Genomic DNA, 18,531 nt, shown 5'->3' with positions numbered 1-18,531 from the left:
GCGCTATGCCGCCGTTTGGGCGGGAAGAACCTCCCGCAAGATCTTTTCTCCGCTTTCGCGCCGGGCAACCGCAAGGTCGTAGGCTGCCTGCAGCCCGAGCCAAAACTGCGGGTCATTGCCAAAATAACGGCCGAGCCGAAGCGCGGTATCCGCAGAAACTCCGCGCTTGCCGTTCAAGATTTCCGATACGCGGCCGGAATTGATCCTTAGCGCAAGCGCAAGCGCGTTGCCGCTCATCTGGCGTGCCTCAAGCTCTTCCTTCAGGATGGAACCGGGATGAACCTCGAACATCCGCTTACTCCTTCAATCAATGATAATCGACGATTTCGACGTCGTAGGCGTCTCCGTTTTCAAAGCGAAAACACAGGCGCCAAGGTCCGTTGATCGTCATGGCCCATTGCCCCTTTCGATCACCGGCAAGCTTATGCAGCCCTATCGAGCGTAGCGGGGATATATCGTCCAGACTGCGCGCGGCATTCAGGACGTTCAGACGCGCCATCGCCTTTGCCGGATCGAGGCCAGAAAACCGGGACTTTCCCGTTTCGATGAACTGCCGTGTTGCGGTGTCCGCAATGGATTTGATCATCCGCCCAGCATACTCCGCTTTGCGGAGTACGTCTAACGTTAAACGTAACACCTGTCTCTAAACGTTATTTCCACTCCGGCATCCGCTTGTCCAGAAACGCACCGATCCCCTCCTTCGCGTCGTCCGCGAACATGTTGTCCACCATGGTCGCGACGGCGACGTCGTAGGCTTCCGCAACCGGCAGGCCGGCCTGCGCGCGGAAGGCGGCCTTGCCGATGCGCAGCGCCTGCGGCGACTTCGAAGTGATGACCGAGGCGTATTTGTCGATCACCTGGCGCAGGTATTGCCGCGGCACGATGCGGTTGACGAGGCCGAAATCCTTGGCGGTGGAGGCGTCGATCGTCTCGCCGGTCAGCAGCATCTCCATCGCCTGCTTGGGATGGGCGGCGCGGGTAACGGCGACCATCGGCGTCGAGCAGAAGAGGCCGATATTGACCCCCGGCGTGCAGAAGGCGGACGTGTCCGTGCAGATGGCAAGGTCGCAGCTCGCGACGAGCTGGCAGCCGGCCGCGGTCGCAAGCCCGTCGATCTCGGCCACCACCGGCTGCGGCAGCGCGGCGATCTTCAGCATAATGTCCGCCGCCATGCGCATCGTCTTCTCGAAGAAGGCGCGCCCGCCATCCGCGTCCGCGCGATGCGCCGTCATCTCCTTGAGGTCGTGGCCGGCGGAGAAGACGTTTCCGGTGGACGCCAGCACGACCACGCGGATGGCGTCGTCGGCCGCGGCCGCGTCGAGCGCCTCCGCAAGGGCTTCCATCACCGCGATGGAGAGGACGTTGGCCGGCGGGTTGCTGAGCGTGATCCGGAGGATCGGTTCGGACCGCTCGACGCGCACCGGACCGGGCGCCTCCTCCTTCCTGAACGACACCACATCCGCCATGACCGCCTCCTTCGCTGTTCTCCGCCTGCGGTCCTACGCCTGGCGGCAGCCGGTTTCAAGCGTGGCGGCATAGACTTTGAGAGGGCTTGCCGCGGCCGGCAAATCGGTCTGTAAAGCTCGCGACAGGAGGCCATGCCATGGAACTGACGCCGATCATGGAGCCGGAAGCGCTGAACCGCTTCCTCGAAACCGACTTCCCGCAGCTTCACACGGACGGCAAGGTGTTCGAGGTGACGGAGGTGGGGCCTAGCACGGTGGTCCTGCGCCTTGTGCCCAACGAGCGGCACCTGCGCCCCGGCGGCACGGTCTCCGGCCCCACGCTCTTCGCGCTCGCCGATGTCGGCGCCTATTGTGCGGTGCTTGCCCATATCGGCCCGGTGGCGCTCGCCGTCACCACCAATCTCAACATCAACTTCCTGCGCAAGCCCGCGCCCGGCCCCCTCTCCTGCACCTGCCGCATCCTGAAGCTCGGCAAGCGGCTGGCGGTCGTCGAGGCCTCGATTTTCGGCGAGGATGCCGACGATCTGGTGGCGCACGCCACGGCGACCTATTCGATTCCGCCGCGATAATTTGTGGTATCAAAATACCGCTTTCATAAGCTATTGTTTTCACTATATTATCTTTGACACTTCGCGATCATCGTCCCTTGACGCCAGATCGGGCCTCGCTTATAAGCCGCTCCAGATCGCGGTCCCCTCGGGCCGCGTTCGATTTTTGGCATCCGCAGGTGCCAAACCAAGCAACAAGAAACGCCCGTGGCCCGCAAGGCCTTCGGGATCCTGAGAAAGAGCTGATCCTATGGCAACCTTCGTACAGAAGCCCGCCGAGGTAGAGAAGAAGTGGATCCTCATCGACGCCGAAGGCCTCGTTGTCGGTCGCCTCGCTACCCTCATCGCCAACCGCCTGCGCGGCAAGCACAAGGCCACCTTCACGCCCCACGTCGACGACGGTGACAACGTCATCGTGATCAACGCCGACAAGGTCGTCTTCACCGGCAAGAAGTACGCCGACAAGAAGTACTACTGGCACACCGGCTACCCGGGCGGCATCAAGGAGCGCACCGCGCGCCAGATCATCGAAGGCCGCTTTCCGGAGCGCGTCCTCGAGAAGGCCGTCGAGCGCATGGTTCCGCGCGGCCCCCTCGGCCGTCGCCAGATGAAGAACCTGCGCGTCTATGCAGGCTCCAACCACCCGCACGAAGCCCAGCAGCCGACCGTCCTCGACGTCGCCAAGCTGAACAGCAAGAACACAAGGAGCGCCTGATCATGGCCGACCTCTCCTCCCTCAAGGACCTCGGCGTCGCTGCCGCAGCTCCCGCTGCCTCCGCCCCGGTTCACGTCAAGAAGGTTGACGCCCAGGGCCGTTCCTACGCCACCGGCAAGCGCAAGGACGCCGTCGCCCGCGTGTGGGTCAAGCCGGGCTCCGGCAAGATCACCGTCAACGGCAAGTCGTTCGAAGCCTATTTCGCCCGCCCGGTCCTGCAGATGATCCTGCAGCAGCCGATCGTCGCGGCGGCCCGCGACGGCCAGTTCGACATCGACGCGACCGTCGCCGGCGGTGGCCTTTCCGGCCAGGCCGGTGCCGTCCGTCACGGCATCTCCAAGGCGCTGACCTACTTCGAGCCGGGCCTGCGCCCGATCCTCAAGAAGGGCGGCTTCCTGACCCGCGACTCGCGCGTCGTCGAACGCAAGAAGTACGGCCGCGCCAAGGCACGCCGTTCGTTCCAGTTCTCCAAGCGTTGATCGCTCGGAAGACTTGCTCTTCAGGAAAGGCCGGGGTTCGCCCCGGCCTTTTCGTTTTTGGGATAGGTGGATTGCCCCTCATCCGCCTGCCGGCACCTTCTCCCCGCAAGCAGGGAGAAGGGCGTTGTGGCGACGTCCTGCCAAAAGGTAGGAAAACATGGCGACAGTGTTCCTTCTCCCCGCTTGCGGAGGAGAAGGTCGCGGCCGCGGGATGAGGGGCAACCTCACAACCGCGCCCGAAAGTGGCCCATCCCCCTTTCCCGCCCCATTTACCCCCTTGCCTAAAGCCCCGCGATTGGCGAACGTCCCGCCACATTCGGAGGGACATTTATGGCCAACAAGACGATCGACCACGCTATCACGGCAAAGACGCTGAAGAGTGCCGCATCGGACCCGACCCATGCGGGCATCCTCTCCTTCATGCGCCGGCGCTACACCAAGGCGCTGAAGGATGTCGACGCGGTCGTCTGGGGCATTCCCTTCGATGCCGCGACCTCCAACCGTCCCGGCGCGCGCTTCGGGCCGCAGGCGATCCGGCGCGCCTCGGCGATCATGGACAACGACCCGCAATATCCCTTCGAGCGCGACCTCTTCGCGGACATGGCCGTCATCGACTACGGCGACTGCCTGCTCGACTACGGCAACCACCAGAAGACGCCGGGCACGATCGAGCGCGAGGCGAAGAAGATCCTGAAATCCGGCGCCTACCTGCTGACGCTCGGCGGCGACCATTTCATCACCCTGCCGCTGCTGCGTGCGCACGCGGAAAAGTACGGCCCCCTCTCCCTCGTGCAGTTCGACGCCCACCAGGATACCTGGCCGGACGAGAAGGGCCGCATCGACCACGGCTCCTTTGTGGGAACGGCGGTGCGCGAGGGGCTGATAGACGCGGAGACGTCGATCCAGGTCGGCATCCGCACCCACGCGCCGGAGGATTGCGGCATCCGCATCCTTTACGGCTACGAGGTGGAGGAGATGAGCGCGGGCGAGCTTGCCGACACGATCGTCCGGCATGTCGGCGCACGCTCCACCTATCTCACCTTCGACATCGACTGCCTGGACCCCGCCTATGCGCCCGGCACCGGTACGCCGGTCTCCGGCGGCCCGTCGAGCGCAAAGATCCTTTCGGTGCTGCGCAAGCTCGGCGCGCTGCATGTGGTGGGGTCCGACGTCGTGGAGGTGGCCCCCGCCTACGACCATGCCGACATCACCGCCATCGCCGGCTCGACCATCGCCATGTACATGCTCGGCCTTCGCGCCGAATGGCTCGCCGAGCGGCGTTGAATGCGACGGGACAAGGGTCTATACCGGCCGCGAACCGCAGGAACAGGATTGGACAGCAGATGAAACCGAAGATCTTCATCGATGGCGAACACGGCACGACGGGCCTGCAGATCCGCACGCGCATGGCCGGCCGGGGCGATGTGGAGCTTCTGTCCATTCCGGAGGCCGAGCGCCGCAACGCCAGGCTGCGCGAGGACCTCATCAATAGCGCGGACGTCGCGATCCTCTGCCTGCCGGACGATGCGGCCAGGCAAGCGGTCGCCATGGTCGCCGGCAACAACCGGGTGCGCATCATCGACACCTCCACGGCGCACCGCGTCGATCCGGAGTGGGTCTACGGCTTTGCCGAGATGGACAGCGAACAGCCGGCGAAGATCGCACGTGCCCGCCATGTCGCCAATCCCGGCTGCTACCCGACGGGCGCCATCGGCCTCATCCGCCCGCTGCGGCTCGCCGGCATCCTGCCGGAGGACTATCCGGTCACGGTCAATGCCGTCTCCGGCTATACCGGCGGCGGCAAGCAGCTCATCGCGCAGATGGAGGATCCGGGCCATCCCGAGCACATCGACGCGCCCCACTTCCTCTACGGCCTGCCGCTCAAGCACAAGCACGTGCCGGAGATGCAGGTGCATGGCCTGCTCTCCCGCGCGCCCCTCTTCTCGCCCTCCGTCGGAAAGTTCCCGCAGGGCATGATCGTGCAGGTGCCGCTCTATCTCGCCGACCTCAACGACCATGCCTCGCTCGGCTCGATCCACGAGGCGCTCGCCGACCATTATGCCGGTCAGGGCATCGTCGAGGTGGTGGGTCTCAAGGAAAGCGCGGCGCTCGCCCGCGTCAACGCGGTGGAGCTCGCCGACACGGACCGCATGAAGCTCTACGTCTTCGGCACCGCCGGCGCCCCGCACGTCAACCTCGTCGCGCTCCTCGACAATCTCGGCAAGGGCGCTTCGGGCGCGGCCGTGCAGAACATGGACCTGATGCTGAGGGGCTGAGGGCGTTCAGATGAGCGCGGGACGAACATCGGTCAGAGCGAAATCGTTGCCCTTGAACAGCAAGGGCTCATCGAGAGACTTTGCCAGCGCATAGGAAAAGCAGTCGCCTATGTTGAGGCCGGCAGGATGCCGGCCTTTTCCATAGGTGCGAAACGCCTCGATAGCGAGAGCGGCTTGCCCCGGATCGACAGGCATTATTTCCGGATCAAGGGCTTCAAGGAAGGTTTCCAAGGCTTTCCGACCGGCTTCGCCTCTGCGCCCTTCGATCACGAAAGCGATCTCGACGCGGGTGACCGCCGACAGGAAGCGTTTTTCAGCCCCGGCCAGCGCCCCCGCATACATCTCGGCGTCGTCTTCCAGGAAGAGAACGGCCACCATCGCCGAGGTATCGACGACCATCACCAAAGCCCATCTTCGTCATATCCGACGATCTCGTCTGCGGAGCGATTATCCTGTTCCGGCAAGGCGGCGCAGGCCGCACCGATCGCGAGCAGCCGCGCCTTCAGGTCCAACGGACGACCGCGGCGGCGACGTTCCCGCTCAAGGCGTTCGGCGAGCGCCTTGCGGATCGCGGTTGTCAGGCTTTCGCCGGTGAGCGCGGCCACTTCGCGGGCGAGCCGGTCCGTTTCCGCGTCCTTCAAGCTGAGCGCCATGGGGCACCTCTTCTATAAACCAGTATGATTTATATAAGAAGCACCCTTTTAAGTCACGACCGTTCCATTTCCCCGTAGAACCCGCGCCAGTGCGCGACCGCGAAGCCGAGGACGACCAGCGCGCCGCCCTGGTGGGCGAGCGCCCAGCCGAGGGGGACCTGCCAGATCAGCGTCAGGATGCCGATCGCCGCCTGGAGACAGACGAGGGCGAAGAGGAGGAGGGAGCGGCGGGCGTGCGTCGTCTCGGGCGCGGCGCGCAGGCACGAGACCATGTGGACGACGACGAGCGCGAAGAGCACGTAGGCGCCGATGCGGTGGACGAACTGCACCGTCTTCGGGTTTTCGAAGAGGTTGATCCACCAGGGCTGCTGCACGAAGAGGCCGCCCGGCACGACGGCGCCGTCCATCAGCGGCCAGGTGTTGTAGGAAAGGCCCGCGTCGAGCCCGGCGACGAGCGCGCCGAGATAGATCTGGAAGATGGCCATCCAGGCGATGATGCCGGCCATGCGCTTGGAGGTCGCGGTCGGCGCCGGATCGTCGCTGTGCGGGGCGAGCGCGCGCATCAGCCAGGTCGTCCAGGCGAAGATGAGACAGGCGATGGTGAGGTGCGCGGCGAGCCGGTACTGGCTGACCGAGACGCGCTCGGCGAGGCCGGAGGACACCATCCACCAGCCGATGAAGCCCTGGAAGCCGCCGAGCGCCAGAAGGCCGACGAGCGGCCAGCGAAGCTTCCTCTCGATGCGGCCGGTCAGCCAGAAGAAGGCGAGCGGCACGGCGAAGACGAAGCCGATGGAGCGCGCGATCAGCCGGTGCGCCCATTCCCACCAGAAGATCGTCTTGAACTCCTCGACAGTCATGCCCTTGTTGATCTGCTCGTATTGGGGAATGCGCTTGTAGAGGTCGAACTCCTCCTGCCATTCCTCGGCGGTCAGCGGCGGGATGACGCCGTGGACCGGCTTCCATTCGGTGATGGAGAGGCCGGATTCGGTGAGCCGCGTCGCGCCGCCGACGAGCACCAGCACGAACAGCGTGAACAGCACGAAGCCCAGCCAGCGCCGCACCTGACGGCGGTTGCGGCCGGTCCTGTCCGTGTCGTCGTGGCTGCGGTATGCGGTGACGGTCGTGGCGTTCATTCCATCGGCTCCTTTTCTCGCCGTTGATTTGCCCGACCCGCCCGTGCAAAACAAGGCCCGAATGTTTGCGGCATGCCGTCGCGCCCCGGCCGCGTCCAGTTTCCGAAAGATCGAAAGACCGACAATGCCCCCTCGCCTGCGAAAACTGATCGGCACGATCCTGATCATCATTCTCGTGCTCGTCTATGCGCTGGTCGCCACGACCGTCGCCTCCGCCACGCTCGGGCAATCGCCGTGGTATATCCACCTGCTCTATTTCACGGTGACGGGCCTGCTCTGGATCCTGCCGGCCATGCTCATCATCAAGTGGATGGAGAAGCCCGCAAGGCCGCGCGACGAGTAGGCCGGCCGTTTTGCACGCGACGCCGGCAGCCCTCGCCTCCGGCATCGTTATGGAATTGCTAACCGCACCTGCCGATTTCGCCGAAGCAACGGCAGGCGGCGGCCGGCTTTAAACCATTTCCGCAGGTCTGGCGCCTATCGTCATGCCGCGGCGATGCGGCCGCTGGCCCAAGGCAGAGGTCGGGAGCGATGCAACTGCAGATCAAGGCGTCCGGGCGCAAGCTCGCGGACCCGGCTTCGGAAAGCGCCGACGGCGACGGACGGCGCATCTCCGCCGCCGCGCCCCTTTCCGTCCGCCTGCACAACCGCATGGAACCGCTCGAGGCGCGCTGGCGCGCGATCGAGACCGAGAACCACCTCTCGCTTCACCAGGGGTATGACTGGTGCCGGGCATGGGTGGAAACGCACGCCTGCCGGGTGCTCGTCATCGAGGGCGTCAGGGACGGACGGACCCAGTTCATCCTGCCGCTCGAAATCGTGCGCCGCGGCCCGGTGCGCACAGCGCATCTGATCGCAACAGCCTTCAGCAACATCAATACCGGCCTCTACGCCGAAGAGTTCGGCTCCCCCGCAGCCGGAGCGCGGCTGCGCGAGGCGCTGGAGCAGGCGCGCGGCCAGCTCGCCCGCTTCTTCGATCTCCTGCTGCTCGAGAAGGTGCCGCTCGACTGGCGCGGCAGGAGGAGCCCTTTTGCCGCCCTGCCTTCGGGTTTGAACCAGAACGCCGCCTTCCAGCTCGAGCTCTTCGGGAGCTTCGAGCAGACGCTGGCGCAGCTCAACGCCAAGCGCCGCCGCAAGAAGTTCCGCAGCTCCGAGCGCCGGCTCGCCGCGCTCGGCGGTTACGAACACGTGGTGGCGCCGCCGGGCGCGCAAGCGCTCGACCTGCTCGCCGTGTTCTTCCGCCAGAAGGCCGCGCGCTTCGAGGCGATGGGCCTGCCGGATGTCTTCCGCGACGAGGCCACGCGCGACTTCTTCCGCAGGCTCACCGTGATGCCGGCGGCGGACGGGAACTATCCGCTCCAGCTCCACGCCTTGCGTCTCCAGGGCGAACACGAGGGGCATATCGCCGCCGTCACCGGGTTGTCGCGCAAGGGCGACCACGTGGTCTGCCAGTTCGGATCGATCGACGACAGCGTCGCGGCCGACGCGAGCCCCGGCGAATTCCTGTTCCACCTGGCGATCCAGAAGCTTTGCGGCGAAGGCGCGCGCCTCTTCGATTTCGGCATCGGCGACCAGCCCTACAAGCGATCCTGGTGCCGGATCGAAACGGCGCAGCACGATCTGATGTGGCCTGCGACGCTCACCGGCCGGGCCGCGGCGGGCGCGCACCGGGCCAAGACGGCCGCCAAACGCCTCGTCAAGCAGAATCCGCGCGCCTATTCCCTGCTGCAGCGCATCCGCTTCGGCAGGAGGGACATCTCCGGAGGCGCCGAGCCGGGCTAAAAACGATTTGGCTGGACTCTAGGCCGCCCGGCGGCCCGGATGGCGGGGCGGCTCGCTGCCCTCGCCCGTCATCAGCACGATCTCGTTGTAACCCGCTTCGCCGAAGGCGCCGATCAGCTCGACGATCTCGTCCTCGTCGGCGCCGGGAATGGAGAGGATGATGTCCTTCTCCTCTCCGCGCGTCAGGCGGCGCACGCCTTCCACCTCCGCCGGGCCGCATTCGACGATCACCGTGTCATAGGCGTCGGCGAGCGAATCGATCACCATCGCCAGCCGGTCGATGCCGCGCATGGCGCGCTTGATATTGGCATTGCCGCGCGGAATGATGTGCGCGCCGGACAGCCGGTCGCCGTGGATGATCTCGCCGAAGGCGGCATCGCCGACGAGAAGGTCGGTGATGCCGGGAAGGTGGACGGACTGCGCCATCAGGCGCGTCGGGCAGGCCGACCCCGTCAGGTCGATGATCAGCGTCTTGCGGTGTTCCTCCGCGATGCGGCGGGCGAGCATCACGGTGGCGGTCGAGCCGCGGTCGCCGGAGGGCGACACGGAGATCGCCACGGAAATATTGTTGTCGACCAGGTGCCTTGCGACGGCGGCAACCGAGAAATCGCCCTCGTCCTCAAGGACGGGGGTCTCGGCGGACGAAGGCGCCGGGACCTCCTCCTCCTCGTCCTCCGGGCCGATGTCCGAAAGCAGGGACCTTGCCGGCACGTTGATGTCGCGGATGGCGCCGTATTCGGGCCGGGCGGCGGGCTCCTTCCTGGCGGCAGGCTCGCGCATGACGGCGGGCTCCAGTTCCTCGTCCTCCTCCTCGCGGCGACGGGACACTGCGGCAGCGGCACCGACCGGCTTCAGGGCGCGGCCGCTGAAGAGCTCGGCGAGCAGGATGGCGATGGCGCCCAGCGCAAAGCCGGCGACGCCGCCGACGATTGTGATCGGGATCACCTTCGGGAAGGAGACCTCCGTCGGCTCGACGGCGGCGGAGATGACGCGGGCATCGGCCGGCGTCGAGCTGCTGTCGGTGCGCGAGGTCGCCTCGCGGTAGCGTGCCAGATAGGTTTCGAGAAGCTGGCGCTGCGCCGCCGCCTCGCGCTCCAGCGCCTTGAGGCCGACCTCGTCCTCGCCGGCGCGGGCCGCGTTCGCCTTCAGCGTGTTGAGCTGCTGCACGAGCTGCGTTTCGCGCAACCTCGCGGTCTTCGCCTCGTTTTCGAGGCTCGACAGGATCTTCTGCGTTTCCGACTTGATCTGCACACGCACGCCGGCAAGCTGCGAGCGCAGGCCCTTCAGCCGCGGATGGCCGTCGAGCAGCGAGGTGGAGAGGTCGGAGATCTGGCCCTGGATCTGCGCCTCGCTCTCCTTCAGGCGCTGGATCATCTGCGAGCCGACGACGTCGGAGAGCGTATCCGGCGCGCCGCCGTCCTTCAACACGGCGCGGACGCTTTCCGCCCGCGCCTCGGCGCTGGCGCGCTCGCCGCGCACGCGGGCGAGTTCCGCCGAGATGTCGTTCAGCTGCTGGACGGCGAAGGTCGAATTCTCGCCCGTGGGCAGGAGGTCGGATTGCGACCGGTATTCGGCGACCTTCTGTTCCGCCTCGCGCACCTTCTCGCGCAGGTTGGCGATTTCCGGCTCCAGCCAGCGGGTCGCTTCCGAATTGGTGTCGAGCTTCGCGCCGCTCTGGAGGGAGAGGTAGACCTTGGCCATCTCGTTCGGGATCTCGGCGGCAAGGCGCGGATCCTTCGAGGTGAACTCGATGCCGATGACGCGCGAGCGCTCCACCTGGTAAACGACCAGCTTCTCGGTGAACTCCTTGAGCACGCGCTCTTCCGGCGGCAGGTCGAGCGGGTTCTTCTTGAGGCCGAGCAGCACCAGAAGGTCGGAAATGGCCGAAGGCTTCGCCGTCGTGTCGAACTCCTCCAGCTCGTAGAGCTTCATGTTGCGCGCGACCTGCTTGATGAGGTCGGCCGATTGCAGGAGCTGCACCTGGCTGGCGATGCCCAGTTCGTCGAAGGCCGGCTGCTCGCGGCCCTGCGCGCGGTCCTGGCCCGTCGTGAAGGCCGGCTCCCGCGTTTCGATGAGAAGGCGGGCTTCGCTCTTGTATTCGGGCGTGATGAGGTTCGCGCCGACAAAGGCCACACCCGCGCATGCGACGGTCGCCATGAGAACGCGCATGCGGTTGCGCCAGATCGCGCCGAACAGACCGCCAAGGTCGATATCGACATCCTGCTGGCTCTCGTGAACGCCCGACATATCCCCACTCCAAACACGACGATTTCCGTGCACGGTAAACAAACATGGTAACGCAAGGGTTAATTATCGGCGGTTGCGTGCCTGCCTCCCCGCGCTTCCTTCGCGAAAAAATCAACGCCGGCCCGCCGATGACGGCGCCGCCTTTACCAGCCATTAACCCTAACGGATCGATAACAGCGGCGAGACTTCTGATTTGGGGATTGGAAAACGCGAATGGGATTCGCAACCTTCAACAAGGGCATGCTCATCGCGCTGGCGCTCGTTACGCCGGCCGTTTCGGGCTGCAGCGGCTACCGCCCCGCCCCCAAGGCATTCCACGAGGCGACCATCCAGCCCTATCGCCTCGACAGCGGCGACCGCCTGCGCATCACCGTCTTCGAGCAGGCCGGCCTCAGCAACACCTATACGATCGACCAGGCCGGCTACGTCGCCTTCCCGCTCATCGGCGCGGTTCCGGCGCGCGGCCAGACGATCCAGGAGCTGGAAAGCATCATCGCCGCCAAGCTGCGCCAGGGCTACCTGCGCGATCCCGACGTTTCCATCGAGGTCGATCGCTACCGCTCCATCTACATCATGGGCGAGGTCGGGCAGGCCGGGCAGTACAGCTATGTCGCCGGCATGACGATCCAGAACGCCATTGCCGTTGCCGGCGGCTTCTCGCCGCGCGCCAACCAGCGCGACGTCGACGTGACCCGCAAGATCAACGGCAAGATCATCACGGGCCGGGTGTCCATCTCCGACCCGGTCCTGGCCGGCGATACGATCTATGTCCGCGAACGGTTGTTCTGAACACCATGGCGGACGATGGGCCTCTGCGCATCATCCATTGTTTCCGCTCACCCATCGGCGGCATCTTCCGCCATGTGCGCGACCTCGCCGAATTCCACGTGAAGGCAGGCCATGACGTCGGCATCATCTGCGACAGCCTCACCGGCGGATCCTTCGAGGATTCGCTTTTCGACGAGATCCGCCCCTATCTTACGCTCGGCCTCGTGCGCCTGCCGATCAGCCGCTCCATCAGCCCGCGCGACGTCGGCGCCTTTCGGGAAAGTTATCGTGAAATAAAAGGTTTGCGGCCGGATGTGTTGCACGGGCACGGCGCCAAGGGCGGCGCCATCGCCCGGCTCATCGGCTCAGCCCTGCGGGTCAACAGGTATCGCGTAGCCCGCCTCTATTCGCCGCACGGCGGCAGCCTGCACTACACCAACCGCACGGTGGCGGGCCTTGCGATCCTGACGGCCGAGCGGCTGCTCGAGCCGCTCGGCGATGCGCTCACCTTCGTCTGCGACTACGAGCAGGACGCCTATGTCGCCCGCGTCGGCCGGCCGCGCGTCAGGGCCGAGCGCATCTACAACGGCATCCACGACCGCGATTTCGAGATGGTGTATCCGCGCGAGGACGCGGTCGACTTCCTCTATATCGGCATGCTGCGCGACCTGAAGGGGCCGGACGTCTTCATCGACGCCTTCGCGCGCACCGAGCGCCTCATCGGCCGCCCGCTTTCGGCGCTGATGGTCGGCGACGGGCCGGACAGGGCGAAATACGAGCAGATGATGCTCCAGCTCGGCCTCGGCCGCCGCATCGGCCTCATGCCGTCGATGAAGGCGCGCGAGGCCTTCGCGCTCACCCGGAACGTCGTCGTGCCCTCCCGCGCCGAGGCGATGCCCTATATCGTGCTGGAGGCGCTTGCCGCGCGAAAGCCGGTCATCGCCAGCCGCGTCGGCGGCATTCCCGAAGTGCTCGGCCGCGACAGCATCGCGCTTACGGAACCGGGCGATGCCGGATCGCTCGCCGCGGTGATGGCGCAGGCCGTGAGCGATCCGGCCTGGCTGCGCAAGGTCATGCCGGAGCCCGCCGCCTTCAAGAGCGCCTTCTCGGCCTCCGTGATGTCGGGCGCGCTCCTTGCCCTTTACCGCGACCTCCTCGCCGGGCAGGCCGGCGGCAAGGAGCGCACCGCCTGAGACTGCCGCCTTCCGCCCTGTAAACGTTTCTTAGGGGCTTCGTGCTATGCCCGAGGGAAAGCTCTGCAGGTGCGTGCCATGAACCATGTCGACAAGCCCGAGTCCTTCGATCCCGAAGCCCTGAGGCGCAAGGTCTCCGAAACCGGGGTGAGCGCGCCGGGCACCGCCTCGGACAATGCCGACGACAAGGTCGTCGAGCTCAATCCGCTGGCCCGGAAGATCGCGCGGCAGTTCCGCGACGACAGCTACTCGCCGGCCATGATCACCGGCCTGCTTCGCCTTTGCGAATTCGCCGCGCTGCTGGCCATCGGCTACTGCATCCATGCGCTCTATGTCGGCATGGGCATGACGGTGTTCTACGTCGCCGTGCTCGTCGGCGGCTCGGCGATCGGCGTGCTGCTGCTCCAGCTTGCCGATGCCTACCAGGTGCCCGCGCTGCGATCGCCGCTGCGCATGACGCCGCGCATCCTCGCCGCCTGGGCCATCGCGTTCGCCGCCATGGCGCTCGTTTTGTTCTTCTTCAAGTCCGGCGACCACTATTCGCGCGTCTGGTTCGCCTCCTGGTTCGCGACAGGCGCCGTCTACCTCGTCGTCGAGCGGCAGGTGATCGCCTATGCGATCCGCCGCTGGGCGCGCAACGGCACGATGGAGCGCCGCGCCGTCATCGTCGGCGGCGGCGAGCCCGCCAAGGAGCTCATCCGCACGCTGGAGCACCAGCCGGAGAACGACATCCGCATCTGCGGCATCTTCGACGACCGCGACGAGCGCCGCTCGCCCTCGATCATCGCCGGCTATCCCAAGCTCGGCAACGTCGCCGAGCTCGTCGAGTTCGCCCGCCTCGCGCGCATCGACATGCTGATCATCTCGCTGCCGCTTTCGGCCGAGGCGCGCATCCTGTCGCTCCTCAAGAAGCTCTGGGTGCTGCCGGTCGACATCCGCCTTGCCGCCCATGCCAAGGGCCTGCGCTTCCGTCCGCGCAGCTATTCCCAGGTCGGCAACCTGCCGATGCTCGACATCTTCGACAAGCCGATCGCCGACTGGGACAATGTCGCCAAGCGCATCTTCGACATCTTCTTCAGCCTCGTCGCGCTCGCCCTGCTGTGGCCGGTGCTGATCGGCGCGGCGATCGCGGTGAAACTCTCCTCGCCGGGCCCGGTCATCTTCAAGCAGAAGCGCCACGGCTTCAACAACGAGGTCATCGAGGTCTACAAGTTCCGCTCGATGTACACGCATCTCTCCGACCCGACGGCGCGCGCCGCCGTCACGAAGGGCGATCCGCGCGTGACGCCGGTCGGCCGCTTCCTGCGCAAGTCCTCGATCGACGAGCTGCCGCAGCTCTTCAACGTGCTGAAGGGCGAGCTCTCCCTCGTCGGCCCGCGCCCGCACGCCATCGAAGCGCAGTCGCACGACCGCAGATATGTCGACGTCGTCGACGGCTACTTCGCCCGCCACCGGGTCAAGCCTGGCGTGACCGGCTGGGCGCAGATCAACGGCTGGCGCGGCGAGATCGACCATGACGACAAGATCCGCTTCCGCACCGAGTTCGATCTCTACTACATCGAGAACTGGTCGCTCTGGCTGGACCTGAAGATCCTGTTCCTGACGCCGATCCGCCTGCTCAACACGGAAAACGCCTATTGAGCGACGCGGCCCTCCCCTACGCCCCGCCCTTCCGGCCGCAGCTTGCGGCCCTCGGCGTCGTCGGCTCGATGCTGGTCACGGTGGGCGTGTTCCTGTCGGGCTTCGTCCTCAGCGAGCCGGCGCCCTATGAGCTCTTCATGGCCGGGCTCATCGGCCTCTGGGCGATCGTCGGCCTCCGCATCTCGCGGGGCGTCGCGCCGCTGCTGGTGCTGCTCGTGCTCTTCAATGTCGGCGGCATGCTCTCGCTGACGGTGATGGACGACCTTGCCGGCGGGCCGATGTACATCGCCGTCTCGCTGTTCCTGGCGCTCTCCAGCGTGTTCTTCGCCGCCATCATCGAGGCAAGGCCGGCGCGGCTCGAGCTCATCTTCAAGTCCTGGGTGGCAAGCGCGCTCATCACCTCGCTCCTCGGCATCCTCGGCTATTTCCACGCCTTTCCCGGCTCGGAAGCCTTCACGCTCTACGATCGCGCCAAGGGCGCGTTCCAGGACCCGAACGTCTTCGGCCCCTTCCTCGTCGCGCCCTCGCTCTACCTCATGCACGGCCTGCTTTCCGGCCGCATCCTCGGCGCGCCGCTGAAGGTGATCGGCGTCCTGGTCCTGGCGCTCGGCGTCTTCCTGTCCTTCTCGCGCGCGGCCTGGGCGCTCTATCTCTTCTGCGTCATGGCGCTCGTCTTCGTCATGCTGCTGAAGGAGCGCACCGGCGCGTTCCGGCTGAAGATCCTCATCCTCAGCCTCTCGGCCGCCGGCCTCCTGATCCTCGCACTGGCCGTCGCGCTGCAATTCGACAGGGTCGCCGACCTCTTCTCCAGCCGCACCCAGCTCGTGCAGGACTACGACAGCGGCCATCTCGGCCGCTTCGACCGCCACCGCATCGGCTTCCTGATGGCGATGGAAAAGCCGCTCGGCATCGGCCCCATGGTGTTCAGCAGGATGTTTCCGGAAGACGAGCACAACATCTACCTGAAATCGCTGACCACCTACGGCTGGCTCGGCTTTGCCTGCTACCTCGCCCTGATCGCCTGGACCCTTTCGGCCGCCTTCAAGGCGCTGCTGCGCAACCGGCCCTGGCAGCCCTTCCTGATGATCGGCTTCATAACCCTCGTCGGCCACAGCGCGATCGGCCTCGTCATCGACACCGACCACTGGCGTCACTTCTATCTGCTCCTGGGGATCGTGTGGGGCTGCCTTGCACTGGAACGGCGCCACAACCGGCGCGCCGCGCCGGATCGCCGCCCGCCATGAACGCCGTGCCGGACCGGAGCCCGCGCCAGATGCGCCTCATGGAGGTGCTGGAGCCGAGCGGCGGCGGCTCGGGCCGCCATTTCATCGACCTCTGTCGGGGCATGCAGGCCCGCGGCCACATCGTGCACGCCGTCTATTCGCCCGTGCGGGCCGACGGACGGTTCGTCGAGGAGCTTCGCGCGCTGGGCCTTGCCGGCCTGCATGTCGTGGCCATGGCGCGTGCGCCCCGCCCCTCGGATTTCGCCGCGTGGTGGGCGCTTCGCGCCGTCATGCGCCGCGCCGGCCCGTTCGACATCATCCATGCCCACAGTTCAAAGGCGGGCGCGCTTTCGCGCATCCGCCTTCCCGGCCGGCACGTGCCGCGGGTCTACACGCCCCACGCCTTCCGCACCATGGATCCCGGCCTCGGCATCGTCGGCCGCAAGGTCTACGGCTCGATCGAGAAGCTGCTCGCCCGCGCCTTCACCGACCGGCTGATCTGCGTCTCGGCGGACGAATACGCCCATGCCCGCGCCCTCGGCATGCCGCGCGACCGGCTGACGATCGTCGTCAACGGCGTGGACACGCCGCCCTCCGGCTCGCGCGATGGCGTGCGGGGCGCCCTCGGCCTTCCCGCGAGCGCCCTGCTCTTCGGCTTCGTCGGCCGCCTCAGCCACCAGAAGGCGCCCGAGCGCCTCGTGGCGGGCTTCAACCTCGTGGCCGATCAAGTGCCGCACGCGCATCTGCTGATGATCGGCGCCGGCGAGATGGAGGGCGCCGTGCGCCGGCAGATCGACGCCTCCCGCCATGCTTCGCGGATGCACCTGACCAGCGACTTTTCCGGCCCGCAGGCGATGGCGGCGATCGACGTGCTCGTCATGCCGAGCCGCTACGAGGCGATGTCCTATGCCATGCTGGAAGCGGCCGCCGCGGGCAAGCCGCTGATCCTGTCGGATGTGGGCGGCGTCTCGACGGTGCTGAAGGACGGGGAGAACGGCGTGCTCGTCAGGAACGACGACGCCCCGGACCATCTGGCGGCCGCCATGCTGCGCCTTTGCGACCCCGAGCGCTTCGCCCGCCACGCCGCCGCCGCCCGCGCCCGAAGCCACGACTACAGCCTCGACCGCATGATCGGCGAAACGGAGGCGATCTACCGCATGCTTGTCGCTTGAAAAAGATGTGGGGCCGCCCCTCCTTGCGGAAGGACGGCCCCGAAGATTCTGGCGGCGACCTATCGCCTGATCGCCCGCGCCACCCCGATAAGGATGCAGGCGCCGATGAAGCCGGCGACGAGATAGCCGAGCCAGCCGCCGAGCGAGACGCCGATCAGGCCCAAAAGGAGGTTCGCCAACGCCGCGCCGACGATGCCGAGAACGATATTCATCAGCACGCCCATGTTGCTCTTCATGAACATTTCGGCGAGCCAGCCGGCGATGCCGCCGATGATGATGGCCGCAATCCAGCCGATACCTGCGTCTTCCATTCGCGTCTCCTCAAGCTCGGATGTCACCGGCGGAAAGGGCCGGCGGGAGGCAAACGCAAAAAGCGGCGCAAAGTTCCGGAGGAACCGGCAAAACGGGTCGGCGGAGAGGGGGAGGAATGGTCGGAATGGCGGGATTCGAACCCACGACCCCTTGACCCCCAGTCAAGTGCGCTACCTGGCTGCGCTACATTCCGACACGCGAAATGCCGTATATTCTCGGGCACTTGGATGCAAGCCAAAAATACGCCGAGGAGAACAAATAGCGGCAGGCCGGGTGCAGGTTGACGCCGAGGCGGCCGCCCGGCAGACGGATGCCTGCCCCGACGCGCAAAGAAAAACCCCGCATTTCGCGGGGTTCCGAAGGGGGCTAGATGATCGGGCATCCGCGACGGTTGGCGAATCGGATGCGATCGCGCCCGTCGCGCGTAAAGCCCTCGACGGTCACGGTGCGCTCCGTCAGGCGCACCACCTCGGGCCGCCGCAATCCTTCCTCCCGCGCCGCGGCCCGCGCCTCCTGCGGGCTGCAGCCGCCGCGGCGGAAGCCGCGATCCCGGTCGCGGTCGCGATCCCTGTCGCGGTCCCGGATGACGGGCCGAACCCCGTCGGGCCCGATCCGCAATTCGACATCCTGCGCCACAACGGGAGAGGTGAAGGTGGCGCCGCTCACAAGCAGCGCGACTGCAAGCCCTGTTCTGATGATGGACATATTTCTTTCTCCTATCTTCGGCTCGCTTCACAACGCCTGCCGCGTTGGAATGTTCCGGCCCGTCCGTTCCGCATCGACCGGAAGAAGCGTGTCCCGCCCCATGCAGCTTCTTCGTTTCCCGGCGATCGAAAGCGGCGGAATTCTTTTCGCAACCGTACCGGAATCGCCGAATCAGACCTTCCCAGGCATTAGACGAAAGTCGTAGAGTGCTCAGGCTC

Annotated in this window: 20 protein-coding genes, 1 tRNA gene and 1 pseudogene; 12 read left to right on the top strand and 10 right to left on the bottom strand. The window is 66.2% G+C overall.

What is annotated here, in order from left to right:
• Positions 1–3 precede the first annotated feature (3 nt).
• The 3 genes from ACIIOY_RS13990 to ACIIOY_RS13980 form a co-directional block, all read right to left on the bottom strand.
• Positions 4–291: a HigA family addiction module antitoxin gene (locus tag ACIIOY_RS13990; protein ID WP_411035290.1), complete on the bottom strand. Its 288-nt coding sequence runs from the start codon at positions 289–291 to the stop codon at positions 4–6.
• Positions 292–307: 16 nt separating this feature from the next.
• Positions 308–586 (bottom strand): type II toxin-antitoxin system RelE/ParE family toxin, encoded by a 279-nt coding sequence (locus ACIIOY_RS13985; protein ID WP_411035289.1) that lies wholly within the window; start codon positions 584–586, stop codon positions 308–310.
• 64 nt (positions 587–650) lie between these two features.
• Entirely contained in the window at positions 651–1,466 is an 816-nt protein-coding gene (locus ACIIOY_RS13980; RefSeq protein WP_411035288.1) for an enoyl-CoA hydratase, read from the bottom strand.
• A 137-nt stretch (positions 1,467–1,603) separates the two neighbouring features.
• Here ACIIOY_RS13980 and ACIIOY_RS13975 point away from each other — a divergent pair, with 137 nt between their 5' ends.
• From ACIIOY_RS13975 to argC, 5 genes are all read left to right on the top strand, one after another.
• Positions 1,604–2,035, top strand: coding sequence for a PaaI family thioesterase (locus ACIIOY_RS13975; RefSeq protein ID WP_411035287.1), 432 nt, complete (start codon positions 1,604–1,606; stop codon positions 2,033–2,035).
• Positions 2,036–2,264: 229 nt separating this feature from the next.
• Complete coding sequence (gene rplM, locus ACIIOY_RS13970; RefSeq protein ID WP_411035286.1) at positions 2,265–2,729, top strand: 50S ribosomal protein L13; 465 nt, start codon at positions 2,265–2,267, stop codon at positions 2,727–2,729.
• A gap of 2 nt (positions 2,730–2,731) precedes the next feature.
• Positions 2,732–3,208, top strand: a complete 477-nt coding sequence (gene rpsI / locus ACIIOY_RS13965; protein WP_411035285.1) for a 30S ribosomal protein S9 — start codon at positions 2,732–2,734, stop codon at positions 3,206–3,208.
• 330 nt (positions 3,209–3,538) lie between these two features.
• Entirely contained in the window at positions 3,539–4,492 is a 954-nt protein-coding gene (gene speB / locus ACIIOY_RS13960; RefSeq protein ID WP_411035284.1) for an agmatinase, read from the top strand.
• A gap of 59 nt (positions 4,493–4,551) precedes the next feature.
• Positions 4,552–5,484, top strand: a complete 933-nt coding sequence (argC, locus tag ACIIOY_RS13955; RefSeq protein WP_411035283.1) for an N-acetyl-gamma-glutamyl-phosphate reductase — start codon at positions 4,552–4,554, stop codon at positions 5,482–5,484.
• Positions 5,485–5,490: 6 nt separating this feature from the next.
• Here the strand turns inward: argC and ACIIOY_RS13950 are convergent, their stop codons facing one another.
• Genes ACIIOY_RS13950 through ACIIOY_RS13940 form a run of 3 tightly spaced genes read right to left on the bottom strand, consistent with a single transcriptional unit; the run spans position 5,491 to position 7,270 of the window.
• Positions 5,491–5,883: a type II toxin-antitoxin system VapC family toxin gene (locus tag ACIIOY_RS13950; protein WP_411035282.1), complete on the bottom strand. Its 393-nt coding sequence runs from the start codon at positions 5,881–5,883 to the stop codon at positions 5,491–5,493.
• Positions 5,883–6,137 carry a type II toxin-antitoxin system VapB family antitoxin gene (locus ACIIOY_RS13945; RefSeq protein ID WP_411035281.1) on the bottom strand — a complete coding sequence of 85 codons (255 nt, stop codon included), beginning with the start codon at positions 6,135–6,137 and terminating at the stop codon, positions 5,883–5,885. Before ACIIOY_RS13945 ends, ACIIOY_RS13950 begins: the two co-directional genes overlap by 1 nt.
• 53 nt (positions 6,138–6,190) lie before the next feature.
• Positions 6,191–7,270, bottom strand: coding sequence for a COX15/CtaA family protein (locus ACIIOY_RS13940; protein WP_411035280.1), 1,080 nt, complete (start codon positions 7,268–7,270; stop codon positions 6,191–6,193).
• Positions 7,271–7,394: 124 nt separating this feature from the next.
• Here ACIIOY_RS13940 and ACIIOY_RS13935 point away from each other — a divergent pair, with 124 nt between their 5' ends.
• Complete coding sequence (locus ACIIOY_RS13935; RefSeq protein WP_411035279.1) at positions 7,395–7,613, top strand: DUF2842 domain-containing protein; 219 nt, start codon at positions 7,395–7,397, stop codon at positions 7,611–7,613.
• Positions 7,614–7,801: 188 nt separating this feature from the next.
• Positions 7,802–9,052, top strand: coding sequence for a GNAT family N-acetyltransferase (locus ACIIOY_RS13930; RefSeq protein ID WP_411035278.1), 1,251 nt, complete (start codon positions 7,802–7,804; stop codon positions 9,050–9,052).
• Positions 9,053–9,070: 18 nt separating this feature from the next.
• On the opposite strand, the gene ACIIOY_RS13925 is transcribed toward ACIIOY_RS13930, so the two are convergent.
• The gene (locus ACIIOY_RS13925; RefSeq protein WP_411035277.1) at positions 9,071–11,299 is read right to left on the bottom strand and encodes an exopolysaccharide transport family protein; all 2,229 of its coding nucleotides are present in this window, start codon (positions 11,297–11,299) and stop codon (positions 9,071–9,073) included.
• Between the two features lie 213 nt (positions 11,300–11,512).
• On the opposite strand from ACIIOY_RS13925, the gene ACIIOY_RS13920 reads away from it, so the two are divergent.
• The 5 genes and pseudogenes from ACIIOY_RS13920 (at position 11,513) to ACIIOY_RS13900 (ending at position 17,296) form a co-directional block, all read left to right on the top strand.
• Positions 11,513–12,088 (top strand): polysaccharide biosynthesis/export family protein, encoded by a 576-nt coding sequence (locus tag ACIIOY_RS13920; protein ID WP_411035276.1) that lies wholly within the window; start codon positions 11,513–11,515, stop codon positions 12,086–12,088.
• Between the two features lie 5 nt (positions 12,089–12,093).
• Complete coding sequence (locus ACIIOY_RS13915) at positions 12,094–13,260, top strand: glycosyltransferase family 4 protein (protein ID WP_411035275.1); 1,167 nt, start codon at positions 12,094–12,096, stop codon at positions 13,258–13,260.
• 195 nt (positions 13,261–13,455) lie between these two features.
• A pseudogene (locus tag ACIIOY_RS13910) lies at positions 13,456–14,901 on the top strand (undecaprenyl-phosphate glucose phosphotransferase); the annotation flags it as partial.
• Positions 14,898–16,145: an O-antigen ligase family protein gene (locus ACIIOY_RS13905; protein ID WP_411035274.1), complete on the top strand. Its 1,248-nt coding sequence runs from the start codon at positions 14,898–14,900 to the stop codon at positions 16,143–16,145. The pseudogene ACIIOY_RS13910 and the gene ACIIOY_RS13905, both read left to right, overlap by 4 nt.
• Positions 16,142–17,296, top strand: a complete 1,155-nt coding sequence (locus tag ACIIOY_RS13900) for a glycosyltransferase (protein WP_411035273.1) — start codon at positions 16,142–16,144, stop codon at positions 17,294–17,296. The genes ACIIOY_RS13905 and ACIIOY_RS13900 overlap by 4 nt, the downstream gene beginning before the upstream one ends.
• A gap of 59 nt (positions 17,297–17,355) precedes the next feature.
• Here ACIIOY_RS13900 and ACIIOY_RS13895 read toward each other — a convergent pair whose 3' ends face one another.
• The 3 genes from ACIIOY_RS13895 to ACIIOY_RS13885 form a co-directional block, all read right to left on the bottom strand.
• On the bottom strand, positions 17,356–17,607 hold the full coding sequence (locus tag ACIIOY_RS13895; protein WP_411035272.1) for a GlsB/YeaQ/YmgE family stress response membrane protein: 252 nt from the start codon (positions 17,605–17,607) through the stop codon (positions 17,356–17,358).
• 117 nt (positions 17,608–17,724) lie between these two features.
• Positions 17,725–17,801, bottom strand: a tRNA-Pro gene (locus ACIIOY_RS13890).
• Between the two features lie 173 nt (positions 17,802–17,974).
• On the bottom strand, positions 17,975–18,313 hold the full coding sequence (locus ACIIOY_RS13885; RefSeq protein ID WP_411035271.1) for a hypothetical protein: 339 nt from the start codon (positions 18,311–18,313) through the stop codon (positions 17,975–17,977).
• Positions 18,314–18,531: the final 218 nt, after the last annotated feature.

This window comes from Shinella agrisoli (genome assembly GCF_046557955.1).
GTDB lineage: Bacteria > Pseudomonadota > Alphaproteobacteria > Rhizobiales > Rhizobiaceae > Shinella.
The sequence above is the reverse complement of the archived record's forward strand: the minus strand, read 5'-3'. Positions and strand labels throughout refer to the sequence as shown.